Genomic DNA, 15,914 nt, shown 5'->3' on the forward strand with positions numbered 1-15,914 from the left:
CAGAATGAGTTGAGCTGCGGGTCTCGCGCTCAGTGATCTTGGTCGGCAGGGTGTCCGGAGTGCGCGCTGAACTTGTTCCTGACGACTTGTGGGAGCGGGTGGCTCCGCTGCTGCCGCCCGCTCCCGAGCGGCGCCACCGCCATCCGGGGCGGTCGCGTGTTCCCGACCGAACTGCACTTGCCGACGTCATGCACGTGCTGCGGACCGGTGTCGCCTGGCGTGACGTCCCCGCGGAGACCGTGGGCAGCGCTGGGGTGACGGCCTGGCGCCGGCCGCGGGGCTGAACCGAGGCGGGCGTCTGGCCCCGCCTGCACGCGTCCCTGCTGAGCGAGCTGTGCCACGCCGACTTGCTGGACCTGGACGACTGCGCCGTGGACGGCTCGCACGTCCGAGCCCTCAAAGAGGGGATCATGTCGGCCCCCCACCCGTCGACCGGGCCCGCCCCGGCTCCAAGCACCACTTGACCGTCGACCGGCACGGGACCCCGCTCGCCGTCAAGCTCACCGGCGGCAACCGGAACGATGTCACCCAACTCCTGCCCCTGTTGGACGCGATCCCATCCATCCGGGGTCTGCCGGGACGCCCCCGCCGCAAGCCACGGCGACTGTACGCGGACCGAGGCTACGACTTCGACAAGTACCGCCGCCTGCTGTGGAAGCGTGGCATGGCAGTCGGAGCGCAGCAGTAGGGTCCTGACGCGTGACCTCTTCTTCTTACGGCGTACCCGCGCCACTCCGCCATGAGCCCGGCCCGGAGACCAGACAAGAGGTGGACGATGACGCGTTGATCAAAGCTCTGCAGGCTCGCGCGTGGGATCCGGGCCTGCGATTCGACCACGCGGACGTCCCTGTCGCGTGGATCGTCGAGCGTTATGGCAAGCCCCGGTTGGAGCGGATACAAGACGACATAGTTTCGTATGGCAGCGATGGGACAGTTGAGCTCAAGGCCGAGACCGAGGAGGTGACCGACTACTACGCCGACGCTCCTCGCGGGCCACTGTTCCCTCCGATCTCCCTGTCAGACGTCAAGAAGGCAGAGCGGAGAATCGGACGTCGTCTTCCCGAACTGCTTCGGCGCCTCTACACCGAGGTCGCCAACGGAGGATTCGGACCCGATGGCGGGCTTGCCTCCCTGACTGATGGCAACAGGGCTCCAGGGCACTTGCGCGACTGGCCGTGCGCGGCCAGCGTCCACGAGCGCAACCTGTCAGAGGGCATGCCGCCATCGTGGCTCTTCCTCACCTACGGCGGCTGCACAATGGAATGGCATGTCTCATTGAGCGCAGTCGACAACCCAGTGCTTCTCTACGACGCCGACGGCTACACCTTCGGGGAAGGCCCTCACGACGGCCTTCGCCATGCGACCGCCTCACTACGGAAATGGTTGGGGACCTGGGCTGACGGCGGCGACGTCTGGGATGAAGTCCTGTGACTGCTCTTGCGAGCAAGAGTGATGTCGCATCCCACGGCCAGCTCATTCCTGAAACGGTCAGTTACGCACCGCCCGACGGCCCACGGCCCGCAGGATCGGCCCCGTCCCCTTCTCCGGGAGGACGGAAGAAATCGTGCACGGCGGCGGAAAAGGGGGAGCGGACAGGACATGCCCGCCCAGGTGTTCGTAGGCTCCAGCCATGAGCAACGAGGGCGCCCCTCCGCGGGTGATCGACGGCCGCTTCGAACTGGTGAAACGCCTGGGCGGCGGCGGTATGGGAACCGTGTGGCGGGCCCACGACCAGATCCTGCACCGGGACGTCGCCATCAAGGAGGTCCGCCCTCCGGACGCCGCGCTGGCCGAGTACGACACCGAGGCGGCCCGCACTCTGCGCGAACGCGTCCTGCGTGAGGCCCGTGCCCTGGCCCGTATCGACCACCCCAACGTCGTCACCATCCACCACATCGTGGACGAGGGCCCCGGCACGTATCCGTGGATCGTGATGGAACTCGTCCCCGGAGGCTCCCTCCAGGACCGCCTCGCGCAGGGCACGCTCGCCCCCGGCGACGCGGCCCGTCTGGGCGGCGGCATCCTCGCCGCCCTGCGCGCCGCCCACGCCGCCGGCATCGAACACCGCGACGTCAAACCCGCGAACGTCCTGCTGCGCCCCGACGGCCGCCCGGTCCTGACCGACTTCGGCATCGCCGCCGTACGCGAATCGACCAGCCTCACCGCCACCGGCGCCGTCATCGGCTCGCCCGACTACATGGCGCCCGAACGCGTCAGCGGCGCGGAGGGCGGGCCCGCCTCCGACCTGTGGTCCCTGGCCATGCTCCTGTACGTCGCGGTGGAGGGCCACCACCCTCTCCGCAGAGCCAGCACCCTCGCCACACTGGCGGCGGTCCTCAGCGAAGACGTACCGCCTCCCCAGAAGGCCGGCCCCCTGACGGACCTGCTGACCGCCCTCCTGGTCCGCGACCCGGACATCCGCCCGAACGCCGAGACGGTCGACCGCGTGCTCACCACGGCCGTCACCACGTCGACACCCCCGACACACCAACAGGCCCCCGGACCGTTGTCGCCCCCGACCCCGCAGGACGCCACCCCGACCGACCCACCCACCCCGTCGGCGGTGGGCATCCCGACACCGTCGCCCACTTCGCCGCCCGACACGTCCTACCGCCTGGCACCCCCCGAGGACCGCATCCCGCACGGAACTCCGGACATCACCCCCGCCCCGCCCCAACCGGGCTCGGGCATGGGATTCGCCGAAACGCGGAGCCGGGCCCGCCGGGCACGCGCCACCACCATCACCGCCTCCCTCCTGGGCACGGCCCTCATCGGCGTCCTGGTGTGGACCTTCCTGCCCCCACCTGACGACAACTCCGACGCCAAGTCACCAGGGACGAGTACGGGTCCCTCCCTCAGCCCGTCCCCGTCCGGCAGAAAGACCACCGCGCCCCCCAACGACAAATCCGACGACAAATCGGACGACACGGCTGACGGAAAGGAAAAGAACCAGGGAAGCAAGGACGACTTCCTGAGCCCCGTCGGAGTCCGCCACATCACGAAGGAACTGCGCGCTGTCGGCATGGACAGCACCCGAGTAACGCGCTTCTCCGTATACAGCACCCATGTGTCGGCGGAAGCACTGATCAAGGGCAGCGACAAACGCTATGACCGCTACACCTACCGTGCCGAATCAGGCGCCACCCGAGACGGAGCCGGTGGCACCGTGATCGGCGACAGTGGCTTCGTCGACCTCGCCGACTACAACTGGGACGCCTTGCCGACCCTGTTCAAAAAGGCCGACCAAACTTTGAACGTCCCCAAGCCGACCCTGCGCTATGTCTCGATCGCTCCCGTATTCGCCATACTGGAACCCGAACCCCCTTTCAACATCTACCTGATCGACGAGTACGGATCCGGTTACCTGACGGCAGACCCCAACGGGAAGATCACGGCTACGCACCCTCAGGAGAAGTGAGAGACCCAGGCAGGGGTGATCATGAGTCAGAGTGGTTCGCAAGCAGCAGCATTCTTCCGAGACGTCCGCCAGAGCGGAGTGGTCTGGTTTGTCAGGGATGACGAGGGAAGCCCGGCTCCTCTCGGCGCCGACGGAACCCGCAGTCTTCCCTTCTGGTCGACGTCCGCCCGAGCCCAGCGGGCGGCGAAGATCTGGGGAGACGGGCTCCGTGTTGAATCCATGCCCTTGGACGCCTGGCGCGACGGCGAACTTCCCGATGCTGCCGAGGAGGGCTTTTTGATCGGCGTCAACTGGAGCGGCCCGCGCCTCGTCGGATGGAGTTTCACTCCGACGGAAGTCCTGAACCGACTGGCAGCGGCCGATTAGCCCCGCTCGGGGGGGGCAGGTCCGCATTTTGCGTGTCCCTTTCCAATTAGTGGTGGCCATTGTCCGGCCCAAAGGACAGCACGGTGAGACGAACTGCTGTGTGATCATTCACTCGTAGTAGTGCTGTTCGCGGTCCCGTTCTACGCAGCGGTCTCCTTCAGCTCGATCGTGGAGACGTCGCAGCTGGTCGAGACCGGGAGCTCTGCGCCCTGCTCTGGCCGCTCGGAGGTGGGGCATGTTGCGGGTGATCGACGAAGTTTCGATGAGTCTCCGTCGTACGGACGGAAAGATCGACGAGGACCTGATCTGGTCGATGTCGGGAGTCGATGTCTTCGAGCCCTCCATCCCGTGGCGTACGTTCCGCCGGCGCAACGGGCAGAAGCACTACTCCGGCACGCACTGGTCTTCCACCATGCGGGACCACGTCGTCTACGAGTCCCGCCTTGAGCTGACACGCCTGCTCTATGCCCGACTTCGACCAGAACGTGACGGCCGTCTTCGCCCAGCCGTTCCTCCTCACCACCGCCGTGGACCGGCGGAAGCGTCGCCACGCCCCGGACTACCTCGTGCTGCGCGAGAAGGACGTTCCCCTGGTCGTGGACGTCAAGCCGCGGCACCTGCTCACCCGGCCGAAGGTGAACCTCGCGCTCGACTGCGCCCGCGAGGTCGTCCTGTCGCGCGGCTGGGACTTCGAAGTGTGGTCCGAGCCGCCAGAGACCGAGTTGGCCAACCTGCTCTCTCTCGCGGGCTATCGGCGCGACTGGCTCTTCGACGAAGACCTGCTCGCGGAGATACGGCAGGCGGATCTGCACGGGGCGACCCTGGGCGAGGCGTTTCACGCCTTCCCCCGACACCCCGACTGAAAGGTACGGGCCGCCGTGCTGCGGCTCTTGTGGAGCCAGCACTTCGTGACCGACCTGACGGAGGTCTTGTACCAGCGGCACGTCCTGAGCGGTGGGCCGGCCACGGTGGTCGGCTCCGGTCGACGCGACCTTCCTCATCCCCTCGACGAGTCCGAGTCCGACGACGGTGACGACGAACCGACCTATCGAATAGGGGGATCTCGTTCGGGAGGACATGTGAACGGAGCCGCAGTACGTGTCGGGGTGGGCACGAGGCTGAAGTACGACGGCGAAGTCGTCGTGGTGGAAGAGATGTTCGGCTCGGCCGCAGGCAACGAGCTCTTGGTCCGCGATGGGGCCGACCGCAGGTTCCGGCTGTCCTTGCGAGTGGCGCTCTCCTCGGGCCGGGCCACGGTCATCGCGACCGGACCAGGGCCGGAGGTCGACGATGACGGCGAGACGGCCTCGGTGCTGTTCGCTCTGCTCAGCGAGGAGGAGCTGGCCGAGGTCAGAGAGCGGGCCGCCCATGTCAACGAGGTTCTGACCGGCTTTCGTTCGGGCAGTGAGGAGGCGCCGCAGCCGGGCGAGCCACGGCCGCAGTACGCGGTCACGGTGCCCAAGCTGCAGCGCTACGAAACGAAGGCCACCGAGGTGGGCGTGAGCGTGCGGACCATCAAGCGATGGGTGCGTGCCTTCCTGGACCGCCACCACCTCGCCCACGAACCACTCACCTGGCAGCCACCCACAACCCTGCTCGACGGATTCGACCTGCCCGGATGTGACCCCCACGCCGTCGCCCTCGCTCGACTGCACCAGCTCATCCGCGGCCCTTCCCAGTCACCCACCGCGGCCGCGCAAAAACTCGACACCATGCCCGAAGTGGTCCGCTACCTCCTTGCCCTCCACCCCGCCCCCACCACCCAGCGCGCAGCTCACGGCTGGCGACCCAACGCGGCCCTGCGTTACGCACGGGAGGCACTGCCACCCGACCCGATCCCACTCGCCTCTACACCGTGCAGCAGCGCACACTCCAACAGATCGGCGACCAGATCGGGGTGAGTGCACGTGTGATCACCAACCTCGCCGACGAATGCGGCATCCCCTACGTCGCTCATGCGAACCCGGACACAATCGACCTGTCCACATCGACCGGGAATGGCTGCAAGAGCAGTACATCGTCCGTCAACGCTCCGCTGCCGATCTCGCGGCCGAGCAAGGCATCGGCGCCTCCACACTGCTCAAGCGCACCAAGGAAGCCGGCATGCAAACCCGCGCACGTGGTGGACGCAGCCACCAACGCGTTCTCCACCCCGGCACCGAACTCCAACACATCCCGCCACCTCTGCGGCCCGCACTCACCGGCAGATTGGCCGCAGCCCCCTACGGCAGTCTCGCCAAGGCCGCCCAAGCCCTCGACATCGTTGACGCAGCCCTTCGAGCTGCCATCCGCCATGTTGAAGCCGACCTCGGTCTCCACCTCATCGAACGCGCCACCCCCACCACGCCGATGCAGCTCACCGACTCAGGACGCCGCATCCCCGCCGCCATCCACGCGTGGCAACAGGAACTGCAGAACGTTTGACAGACCCCGGTGAGATACACGCGACTCCGGGCACACATGGTCGGGGTGGGCGCCCGCCGGATTGAGGCGGCGACCACGGATGTACACGTCGGAGGCGTCGACGTTGACGAAGCAGTGGTCGAGTGCGGAGAGCGGATACTGCTTGTTCAGCAGCAGACGTCTGGTGAGGAAAGCAGGGCGTACTCCAGCGCCAACCACGGCAGGCTGCTGCGGCCTGTCCCGCATGTGATGAACAAGGATCAAGCCCGCGATGCGGAGCGCGCCGGATCGACCAGGTGCCGTCGCCTACCGTCTGGTGGAGCACGCACTCGACCCGGGTGGCTCCCAGGCAGCGTTCGTCCTCGTAGCCCTCGATCGGCGACCAGACCTGGACGCAGGAAATGTCATGCAACTACCCCGTGGCATGGCCACATACGCATCGGGCGTCGACCTCGGTACCACTCCTGGCCTCATACACACTCTTCTCGACACTTGCGCAAACCCCATTAGGGCCCATCAAAAAGAGGCACTTCTCACATCACTGTACGTAATTGATCACTTCGCAATGGATCACTACATGCGATTTATCCGACTTACCCTCACAGTATCTTCACGGTGTGCTCACAGTGACCGGAGCGCGCCAACAGGTGAGGAGCCAGACTGATATGAACTACCGACAGTTCCGTCTACGGGGGCGTAGACAAGGACGGCATCGAGGGAAGTTCCGTCATATATCGAGCTGTTTGGCCCTTGCCATGTCCGTCACGTTGCTCGACGGCGCAGGCAGCGCTGCCTTTGCGGCGCAGGGCGAGGCACCGGCAGTCGACCAACCCCGGAAGCGCGCGGCCACTCAGGCGGCGGATATCGCCTCGGCGCGTGTCGCGGCTCGTCTGTCGGGACTCCGAGTCGAGGCGCTGTCCGAGCGCACGGAGACGTCCACCACCTGGGCCAACAAGGATGGTTCCCTCACAACCGAACTCTCGGCCGGGCCCATCCGCTTCCAGGAGAACGGCCAGTGGCATCCCGTCGATCTGACGCTGGTCGAACGCAGTGACGGCATGGTCGAACCCGAGGGGCACCCCAACGGGTTGCGGCTCAATGCGGGCGCCGGCACCAGAGCCCGTTCGCTGAAGGAGACCACGACCGCGGCGGCGCGGGATCTGGTGACGCTAGGGGAGGGCAACGAACGGATCACATTGCAGTGGAAGGGCGGTCTGCCCGCCCCCGAACTCGACGGTACCCGCGCGACTTACGCTAACGCCGTACCCGGCGCGGACGTCGTCGTCGAGGCGACACGCACCGGATACGAGCAGTTCGTCAATATCAAACAGCGCCCGACGGCCGACGGCTACACCTACACGCTGCCGCTGAAGGCCAAGGGTCTGACGGCCAAGCAGCAGGCGGACGGCGGCCTGGTCTTCACCGACAGCAAGAACCGCAAACGAGCGGTGATGCCGGCGCCGGTGATGTGGGACGCCTCGGTCGACCCGGTTTCCGGTGAACACACCCACCGCGCCAAGGTCGGGCTGAAGGTCGTACAGCGCAAGGGCGCCATCGATCTGCAGGTCACCCCCGACGCAGGATTCCTCGCCGACCCGAAGACACGCTACCCGGTGACCGTCGACCCCTCGACCTCGTCGCTCGGGAACGTCTTCGACACCTACGTCCAGCGGGGCGAGACCGTCGACTGGTCCACTGACACCGAGTTGGACCTCGGCAACCCGGGCACCACCAACGCCGATGGTACGCCGCGCACCGCCCGGTCGTTCATCACCTGGAACACCGCGCCGATCTCCGATGCGCTGGTGTCCAGCGCGAAGCTGAGCCTGTGGAACTTCCACTCCGGCAACACCACCTGCGCCGCCCAGCCGTGGGAGGTGTGGGCGGCCGGCAAGGCGTCCATCTCGTCCCGCTGGACCGCGCAGCCGGCATGGACTGCCCAGCGGGCCACCTCCACCGAGACCAGGGGCAACTCCGCCTGTACCTCCGCCCCGGACGGGTGGATCAACGCGAACGTCACCACGCTCGTGCAGGAGTGGGCCTCAGCCAAGAATGCCACCTCCGGCATGGGCCTGCGGGCCACCAGTGAGACCAACACCGCCCAGTGGAAGCGGGTGAACTCGGCCAACGCTGCGGCCAGCCCGCCGAAGCTGGTCGTCACCTACAACTACCGGCCGCGCACTGGCACTAAGCAAGAAGCCGGCCCGCCGTACTTCTCCTACGGCGGCGCCTACACGGTCAACACGGTGACGCCGACGCTGCGTGACACCTTCGTCGACCCCAACGGCGACAAGGTCAACGGCACCTTCCAGATCTTCGACAGCGCCACCGACACCCAGGTCGGTGAGCCATTCGTGTCCGCCTTCGTCCCCTCGGGACAGGTTGCCTCGGCAACCGTTCCCGCGGGATGGCTGACCAACGGCAAGACGTACAAGTTCCGCACGTCGCCGTATGACGGTACGCACTACAACACCGGCTGGTCGGCGTGGAAGACCTTCACCGTCGACAGCACCAAACCCGCGGCACCCGCGAAGGTCACCTCGACCGACTACCCGACGGGCAAGTGGGCCAAGGGCGCGGGCCAGCCCGGCACCTTTACCCTCACCCCGCCCGGCTCGGACCACAACTGGCTGGAGTGGTCGCTGGACGGCGTCACCTGGACCAAGGTCGCCACCGGCGGCGCCACCGGCGACAAGAACATCTCGGTCACGCCGCCGGAGAACGGGTCCCAGTCCCTGCTGGTGCGGGCTGTCGACAAGGCCGACAACCGGTCCGCTGTCGTCGAGTACACGTTCAACGTGGGGCCGGGCGGATTCCTGCGTCCCGCCGCCAACGAGCGCACCTCCCGCCGACTGACCCTGGAGGCCGAGGGCGACGCGGCGAAGTACGACGCGGTGTCCTTCTCCTGGCGCCGGTCGGCCGCGGACAACTGGGCGCCCATCCCCGCCGGGCACGTCACCTCGGGCGGCACGCCGCTCTCCGCCTGGCCGGTCGCGATGACGAACGGCAGGAACGTGCCGCTGGTCTGGAACGCCGCCGGCACCGTGGCCCCGGACGGATCCGTCGAGATCAAGGCCGATTTCACCGGTCCGGGTGGCGCGACTGGCAGCACGGACCCGCTCAGCGCCGTGGTGGACCGCAACGCGGACGACGCGGCGAGCGAGGAGGTGGGTCCCGGTTCGGTCAACCTTCTCACCGGCGACTACACCATCGGCCAGGAGGACGCCTCGTACTTCGGTCTCACCGTGTCCCGCACCGCCTCCTCCCGCAGCCCCGACGCCGGGGCGAAGCAGGAGGACCAGGTCCCCATCTTCGGGCCGCAGTGGGTGTCGGGGGTCACCTCCGAGACCACCGAGTCCGACTACACGCGCCTGGAGCGGATCTCCGACACCGCCGTCAGCGTCGTGCTGGCGGACGACAGGCCGATCCACTTCACGGCCAACGCCACCAGGACCGGCTGGGTGCCCGAGCCCGGGGCCGAGGAGATGACCCTCAAGGGCAGTGTGAGCGGCAACTTCACCCTCTCGGACACCGAGGGCACGGTCACCGAGTTCGTCCCGGGTGCCACGTCTTCCGTGTGGCAGGTCAGCAGCACCCTGGTGAACGGACTGGCCAACTCCGCCACCACGGTCGTCTCGGAGAACGTCACCGTCGACGGCAAGTCCCTGTCACGGCCGAAGCGCGTCATCGCCCCGACGACGGCGGCCACCGCCGCGGCCTGCGAGGCTTCACCGGCGACGAAGGGCTGCCGCCTGCTGGAGTACGTCTACGCCTCGACCACGACGGCGACCCCGTCGGCATTCGGCGACGTCAGCGGCCAGGTGAAGGAGATCCGGCTCTGGGCCACGGCCCCCGGCGCGGCCTCGGCCACGTCGAAGTCGGTCCAGATGTACCAGTACGACGGCTCGGGCCGACTGCGTCGCGCCTGGAATCCGCAGATCTCCCCGTCGCTGCTCACGGACTACTCCTACGACAATGCCGGAAGGGTCACCGGACTCACGCCGCCGGGCGAGCTTCCGTGGACCTTCAGCTACGGCACGGCCGGAAACGACCCGGCCGCAGGTGACGGCATGCTGCTGAAGGCCGGGCGCCCCGGGCTGAAGCAGGGAACGGCCGATGTCGCCGAAGGGGTCGCCAACACCAGCGTCGTCTACGACATCCCGCTGACCGGGGCCGCCGCCCCGTATGTGATGGGCGTGTCCGACGTGAGGGCTTGGGGACAGCTGGACGCCCCGGTCGACGCGGCCGCGCTCTTCCCCGCCGACACCGCGCCGTCGTCCCACTCCGGTGCGAGTCTCGCTCCGGCCGACTACAAGCGCGCCACGGTCCACTACCTCAATGCCTCGGGGCAGCGGACCAACACGGCGGCGCCAGGCGGGCGGATCGACAGCACCGACCACGACCGGTTCAGCAATGTCGTACGGTCGCTCTCGGCCGGGAACCGGGAGATCGCCCTCGGCACGAGCGCGGCGGACCGGGCGGCCTTGGCGGAACTGGGCATCGCGAATCTGCCGAGCGCCGAGCGCGCGGAGCTGCTGTCCACCCGGTCCGTGTACAACGCCACCGGCACCAGGGAACTGGAGCAGTTCGGCCCACTCGGGCGGATCGACCTCGCCAGGGACCTGAAGTCCGGCACCACCACCCTGGTGGCTGCCGGCACTCCGGTGATCGCCCGCAGCTGGACCACCAAGGCGTACGACGAGGGACGCCCCAGCGGCGACACCGTCGCGGCCAGCGACCAGGTCACCACCACGACCGAGGGCGCGGAGGTCCGTGAACATCCGGGTGTCATGGGAGACGCCCAGGTGATCAAGGTCGAGTACGACTGGGCCAAGGGCCTGGCCACCAAGGTTGTCCAGGACCCGGCGGGACTGGCCATCACCACCACCACGGAGTACGACTCCCAGGGCAGGGTGCTCAAGCAGGGCGCTCCCGGCACGTCCGGCACCGACGCCGGAACGCAGACAGCCGCCTACTGGTCCGCCACCGGCACCGGCACCTGTGCGGGCCGGCCGGAGTGGGCCGACCTGCTGTGCAGCAACGGCCCGGCGGGAGACATCACCGGAGGCGGCAGCAACCCGGCCCAGCTGCCGACCATGACCGTCGAATACGACCTGTGGGGCAACACCGCCAAGACCAGCGAGACGGTCGGCGGAACCACCCGGATCATCACGCGCAGTTACGACGCGGCGGGCCGTGCGACCACCGTGCAGATCACCGGCGGGCTCGGACGGGCCGTCCCCACCGCCACCACCGAATACGATCCGGTCTCGGGCCAGCAGACCAAGACCACCTCGCCGACCGGCGGAACGGTCACCCGCGCCTACGACAAGCTGGGAAGGGAGATCTCCTACACCGACGCCGACGGCGGCGTCACCACCACCGAATACGACATGCTCGACCGCCAGGTCAAAACCGGCAACAACATCCCGAGCACCACCACCTACACCTACGACACCTCGATCGAGCCCCGTGGCCTCCCCACGAAGGTCACCGACTCGGTGGCCGGGGAGTTCTCCAGCACCTACGACCCGGACGGCAGCGTCGCCACGGAGAAGCTGCCCGGCGGCTACACGCTGAAGCAGACCAAGGACTCCACCGGCGCGGTCGTCGAACGCGTCTTCACGAGGGACAGCGACGGAACTGTCGTCTACTCCGACACGGTCACCCAGACCATCCACGGGCAGGCCGCGTCCCACTCCGGCTGGTCGGACCAGAAGTACGGCTATGACAACGCCGGACGGCTGACCCGGGTCGAGGACACGGTGGACACCGTCTGCACCCTGCGCGGCTACACCGTGGACAAGCGGTCCAACCGGACCGCGGTGAGCACGGCGTCGGCCGCGCCGGGACTGGCCTGCCCCACCACTGAGGGCACCGCCACCACAAAGGCGTACGACACGGCGGACCGGATCGTGGGCGGGGGCTACTCGTACGACGGCTTCGGCCGTACGACCACTCTCCCTGGATCCACCGTCTCCTACTACGCCAACGACCTCGCCTACCAGCAGACCGCCGGTACCAAGCGCCAGACCTGGCAGCTCGACGCCGGGCTGCGCTTCCGCTCCTGGACGATCGAGACCAGCAGCTCCGGCACCTGGAGCCAGACTGCGGCCAAGACCAACCACTACAGCGGAGACTCCGACAATCCGAGCTGGATCGTCGAGGACGCGGCCGGCAGCACGCTGACCCGCAACGTCACCAGCGCGACCGGCGCGCTGACCGCCACGACGGGCAAGACAAGCGGCACCGTCCTGCAGCTCACCGACATCCACGGTGACGTCGCACTGCAGCTGCCGCTCGACACGGCCGTCGCGCCGACGGCGCTGGACAGCGACGAGAACGGCGCCACGCGCGCCGGCCAGGCCGCCCAGCGCTATGGCTGGCTCGGCGGAAAGCAGCGGTCGAGCGAGACCCTTACCGGCCTCACGCTCATGGGGGTACGCCTCTACGATCCGGCTACCGCTCGGTTCCTGCAGACCGACCCGGTCTTCGGCGGCAACTGCAACGCCTACGACTACGTCTGTGCGGATCCGGTCAACGGGACCGACCTGGACGGCCGCTGCGGCGCCTGGGGCAACCCGTTCAAGAAGTGCGACAAGTGGCGCATCCTCATGTGGTCCCGCGGGATGAACTGGTACTGGAGGACCATCCGAGAGGGCAGCACGTCCAACGTCAGGGTCGACGGCGTGAAGTACGGCAAGTTCGGCCTCGCGCACATCAAGGACAAGCACGTCGGCCGCGGCAAGAAATCCAACTGGTTGACCAGTTCCGGAATGATCAGTGACCTCAAGAAGGCGCTGCTCTACGGCAAGTGGAAAGTAGACTGGGACCACGGGTGGCACAACACGGCCTGGAAGATCACATACTCGTACAAGACGGGTTGTGGCTGCCGAAAGAAGAAGAAATGGACGGTCACGGTGTTCTACCGGAACATCGCGGCACCTGATGGAAAGCCGCTGGGCGTGACCACGGCATACAAAAACAGGACGGGCTGACACACCGTCCGGTGCCGGTGCTGGCCGCGCGTCACGTGGCTCGCACCAGCACCGGACACTCATTTCGCAAGGCACTGAGGAATCAGGCGGCTCATGAACAGTTCCGCGGACGACATCATCCGCGCGGTGGTCGACGCTCTGGAGCGACGAGCCTCGGCTCGGGGGGAAACCGTGTCGGCCCTCGATTCGGTCCGCGACCTTGTCGCGAACGATGAGGCGGAAATCGCGATCGACTATCTCATCAACGCGGTCAACTCGTTCCGGCTCGCGCTGCGGCAGGACGAGTACGACCGGCTCATGTCGGCGGCCGCCCGGCTGGACTACGCGGACAGCGTGACCGACATCGATCCCCAACTGCTCGTCCCCGCCCCCGGCGACGTCTGACTGCCTGGCCCGGCGGTACCGCCGGGCCAGGCTCTCATCATCAGACGCGCGGGCCGTGAACGCCCTGTGCCCCACCTGGGACGGTGGGGGCGGTTTATTCGCTAGGCACTGGCCAGACCAGAGTCGCCGAGGACCCAGTGCCGACGAAGTCCCAGCGCACGCCGCCGTCCTGCTCGGCAGCGACCCATCCGGTCCCAGGGACATGGGGTATCCGGTGGATCCACACTCCAAGGGACAAGATCGCGAGACGGAAGTTCCATGTCCCATGAGTGAGACACCCGGGCAAGCCCAGGTCGCAAGTACGGTATGGGACATTCCGGATGCGGACCTACACCTGAACCGACTGCCAGCGGCTGATTAGCCCGCTCGGGGCGGGAGCTTCGCGCTGATGGACGTCTCCAGTTCGCCTTGTTCGTGGCCCTGGCCCACCCGGCCGATGTCACCCCGCCGGAGAACCTCGGCGATTCCGCGGTGCTGCACCTTGCCGCCATCGTGGCGGCGTGGCTACGGAACACACCGTGCGCACTGGTGGCCATGAAACTCCGGTCGCCGGCAAGACCTGCGGGCGTCACCGTCACCGTCACCGTCGCCGCGTCGCCGAGACGCTGGCGCACCCCTTTGATGACCATCGCCCGTCAAACGCAACTCTCATCGCCGGACTGGCAAACCGCGCCACGCGTGTTTGAGTGGACCCATGGACGACTTCGAGATCGACGACAGCTTGGTGCGTTCCCTGGTGCGTGAGCAGCATCCGGACCTCGCGGGGTTGGACGTGCGTGAGGTGAGCGGCGGTTGGGACAACCAACTGTGGCGTCTTGGGGAGGAGTTGGCCGTACGCATGCCGCGTACGGCCCGCGCTCCGGCCCTCCTCCGCAAAGAGCACCAATGGCTGCCCACCCTGGCGCCGCGTCTTCCCCTGCCGGTCCCGACCCCTCTGCGAATGGGTGAACCGTCCGCACGCTTCCCGCGGCCATGGACCATCGCGCGATGGGTTCCCGGCGAGCCGGCCGACCGCGCCCCCATCAGCGACGAGGGCGCGGCCGACATTCTGGCGGGCTTCCTCAAGGCGCTCCATGTGAAGGCACCCGCCGAAGCACCGGACAGTCCGGATCGAGGCGTTCCGCTCAAACGGCTCACGGACGGTGTCGAGAAGACACTTGAGGAAGTCGCCTCCGAAGGCGTCAGCGCTGACGTCCTTCAGCAGGTCCGGGACGTCTGGGACGAGGCCGTTGCGGCTCCGGAATGGGAGGGCCCGCCGGTATGGCTGCACGGTGACTTCCATCCGGCGAATGTCGTCGTCTCGGACGGGACGCTCTCGGGCGTGATCGACTTCGGTGACATCTGCGCCGGCGATCCGGCGGTCGATGTCTCCGCCGCGTGGGTGCTCCTTCCTGCGGGGGCGGCTGCACGGTTCTTCGACGCGTACGCGCAGGCGGACGAGGCGATGATCCGGCGCGCACGGGGGCTGGCCGCCATGAAGTGCATTTTCCTCATCCGCATGGGCCGGGCCGGGGAGCGGGGACTGCCCGGCGGCAAGCCATGGGGACCCGCGGGCCGGGCCGGGCTCGACCGCGTGCTGGCAGCGATCCAGGAGCCCGGCGACTCAGGTTGAGGTGTCCGGGACCAGGTGGTCTCCGGGGATGCCCGCCTTGTCCGGGGCGTAGTAGTCCTTGATGCCCTCGGCCCAGGTCTCCACGCGGATACGGTCGTCGGCGGTGGGGCCGAAGGCGTCGAAGAGCGCGTCGATGTTGGCGCGTTCGAAGCCGATCGCCGTCATCAGGGCCACGAACAAGGGTCGTTCGATGAGGCCGTCGCCGTCCGGGTCCCCGAGCGCGGACAGGGCCTCGGCGAAAGCCGCGATCGTCGTGTCGAACCGCTCCGGGGACAGGACACAGGAGGTGTATGCCTCGAAGCTGATCACTTGGTCACCGCCCTTGTCCAACTCGGTGCGCAGCGTGGACCAGTACTGATGGAATGCGGCCCGCATCGCCTCCTTGGCGTCCGCGGCGGAGTCGACCGCGACCTCGACGACGTGATCACCCATGAGCGCGAAGTCCTCGGCTTCGAGAACGCCGTTGCCGTTGGCGTCGAGCAAGGAGAACACGAGCGCGACCCGCTTGGAGGCCTCTGGACGCATGACGGTCACCTTTCTGTAGGTGGTGCCCCGTGCGGCGGCGTGTCGGTGAAACACCCCCGCGCGGGGCACGACAGCGCCGGCCCTCCGAGGGCGACGCGCATGATGACTGTCCCGTCGGCATGCGCATACACGAGCAAGTCGCCCCTATAACTGGAAAGGCTGAACTGCCCTGATGTCCGGGCATGTTGTGGCGAGGTCGTGCAAGGAG

10 protein-coding genes and 1 pseudogene are annotated in these 15,914 nt (G+C 67.6%); 10 read left to right on the forward strand and 1 reads right to left on the reverse strand.

The features are described from left to right. Positions 1-59 precede the first annotated feature (59 nt). The 10 genes and pseudogenes from ACIQNU_RS17220 to ACIQNU_RS17265 all read left to right on the forward strand — a co-directional run. A pseudogene (locus ACIQNU_RS17220) lies at positions 60-667 on the forward strand (IS5 family transposase); the annotation flags it as partial. A gap of 101 nt (positions 668-768) precedes the next feature. Continuing rightward, the gene (locus ACIQNU_RS17225) at positions 769-1,431 is read left to right on the forward strand and encodes a hypothetical protein (protein WP_401366709.1); all 663 of its coding nucleotides are present in this window, start codon (positions 769-771) and stop codon (positions 1,429-1,431) included. Positions 1,432-1,630: 199 nt separating this feature from the next. Continuing rightward, the gene (locus ACIQNU_RS17230; RefSeq protein WP_401366711.1) at positions 1,631-3,418 is read left to right on the forward strand and encodes a protein kinase; all 1,788 of its coding nucleotides are present in this window, start codon (positions 1,631-1,633) and stop codon (positions 3,416-3,418) included. Between the two features lie 21 nt (positions 3,419-3,439). Further along, positions 3,440-3,784: a DUF2750 domain-containing protein gene (locus ACIQNU_RS17235; protein WP_401366713.1), complete on the forward strand. Its 345-nt coding sequence runs from the start codon at positions 3,440-3,442 to the stop codon at positions 3,782-3,784. A 464-nt stretch (positions 3,785-4,248) separates the two neighbouring features. Next, positions 4,249-4,647, forward strand: coding sequence for a TnsA-like heteromeric transposase endonuclease subunit (locus ACIQNU_RS17240; protein WP_401366715.1), 399 nt, complete (start codon positions 4,249-4,251; stop codon positions 4,645-4,647). Between the two features lie 216 nt (positions 4,648-4,863). Further along, entirely contained in the window at positions 4,864-5,685 is an 822-nt protein-coding gene (locus tag ACIQNU_RS17245) for a hypothetical protein (RefSeq protein WP_401366716.1), read from the forward strand. Between the two features lie 31 nt (positions 5,686-5,716). Then, positions 5,717-6,208, forward strand: coding sequence for a LysR family transcriptional regulator (locus tag ACIQNU_RS17250; protein WP_401366718.1), 492 nt, complete (start codon positions 5,717-5,719; stop codon positions 6,206-6,208). A 734-nt stretch (positions 6,209-6,942) separates the two neighbouring features. Then, positions 6,943-13,185, forward strand: a complete 6,243-nt coding sequence (locus tag ACIQNU_RS17255) for a DNRLRE domain-containing protein (RefSeq protein ID WP_401366720.1) — start codon at positions 6,943-6,945, stop codon at positions 13,183-13,185. Positions 13,186-13,278: 93 nt separating this feature from the next. Continuing rightward, positions 13,279-13,569: a hypothetical protein gene (locus ACIQNU_RS17260; RefSeq protein WP_401366722.1), complete on the forward strand. Its 291-nt coding sequence runs from the start codon at positions 13,279-13,281 to the stop codon at positions 13,567-13,569. A 694-nt stretch (positions 13,570-14,263) separates the two neighbouring features. Then, positions 14,264-15,181 (forward strand): aminoglycoside phosphotransferase family protein, encoded by a 918-nt coding sequence (locus tag ACIQNU_RS17265; protein ID WP_401366724.1) that lies wholly within the window; start codon positions 14,264-14,266, stop codon positions 15,179-15,181. On the opposite strand, the gene ACIQNU_RS17270 is transcribed toward ACIQNU_RS17265, so the two are convergent. After that, complete coding sequence (locus ACIQNU_RS17270; RefSeq protein WP_401366725.1) at positions 15,173-15,706, reverse strand: EF-hand domain-containing protein; 534 nt, start codon at positions 15,704-15,706, stop codon at positions 15,173-15,175. The two genes, ACIQNU_RS17265 and ACIQNU_RS17270, sit on opposite strands and share 9 nt — an antisense overlap. Positions 15,707-15,914 lie beyond the last annotated feature (208 nt).

This window comes from Streptomyces sp. NPDC091292 (genome assembly GCF_044757265.1).
GTDB lineage: Bacteria > Actinomycetota > Actinomycetes > Streptomycetales > Streptomycetaceae > Streptomyces.

What these genes read in the sequence shown, in the direction of transcription:
- ACIQNU_RS17250 (WP_401366718.1), top strand. Translation starts at nt 5,717, where the DNA reads ATGCGGCATCCCCTACGTCGCTCATGCGAACCCGGACACAATCGACCT.
- ACIQNU_RS17235 (WP_401366713.1), top strand. Translation starts at nt 3,440, where the DNA reads ATGAGTCAGAGTGGTTCGCAAGCAGCAGCATTCTTCCGAGACGTCCGC.
- ACIQNU_RS17255 (WP_401366720.1), top strand. Translation starts at nt 6,943, where the DNA reads ATGTCCGTCACGTTGCTCGACGGCGCAGGCAGCGCTGCCTTTGCGGCG.
- ACIQNU_RS17230 (WP_401366711.1), top strand. Translation starts at nt 1,631, where the DNA reads ATGAGCAACGAGGGCGCCCCTCCGCGGGTGATCGACGGCCGCTTCGAA.
- ACIQNU_RS17265 (WP_401366724.1), top strand. Translation starts at nt 14,264, where the DNA reads ATGGACGACTTCGAGATCGACGACAGCTTGGTGCGTTCCCTGGTGCGT.
- ACIQNU_RS17270 (WP_401366725.1), bottom strand. Translation starts at nt 15,706, where the DNA reads ATGCGTCCAGAGGCCTCCAAGCGGGTCGCGCTCGTGTTCTCCTTGCTC.
- ACIQNU_RS17240 (WP_401366715.1), top strand. Translation starts at nt 4,249, where the DNA reads ATGCCCGACTTCGACCAGAACGTGACGGCCGTCTTCGCCCAGCCGTTC.
- ACIQNU_RS17260 (WP_401366722.1), top strand. Translation starts at nt 13,279, where the DNA reads ATGAACAGTTCCGCGGACGACATCATCCGCGCGGTGGTCGACGCTCTG.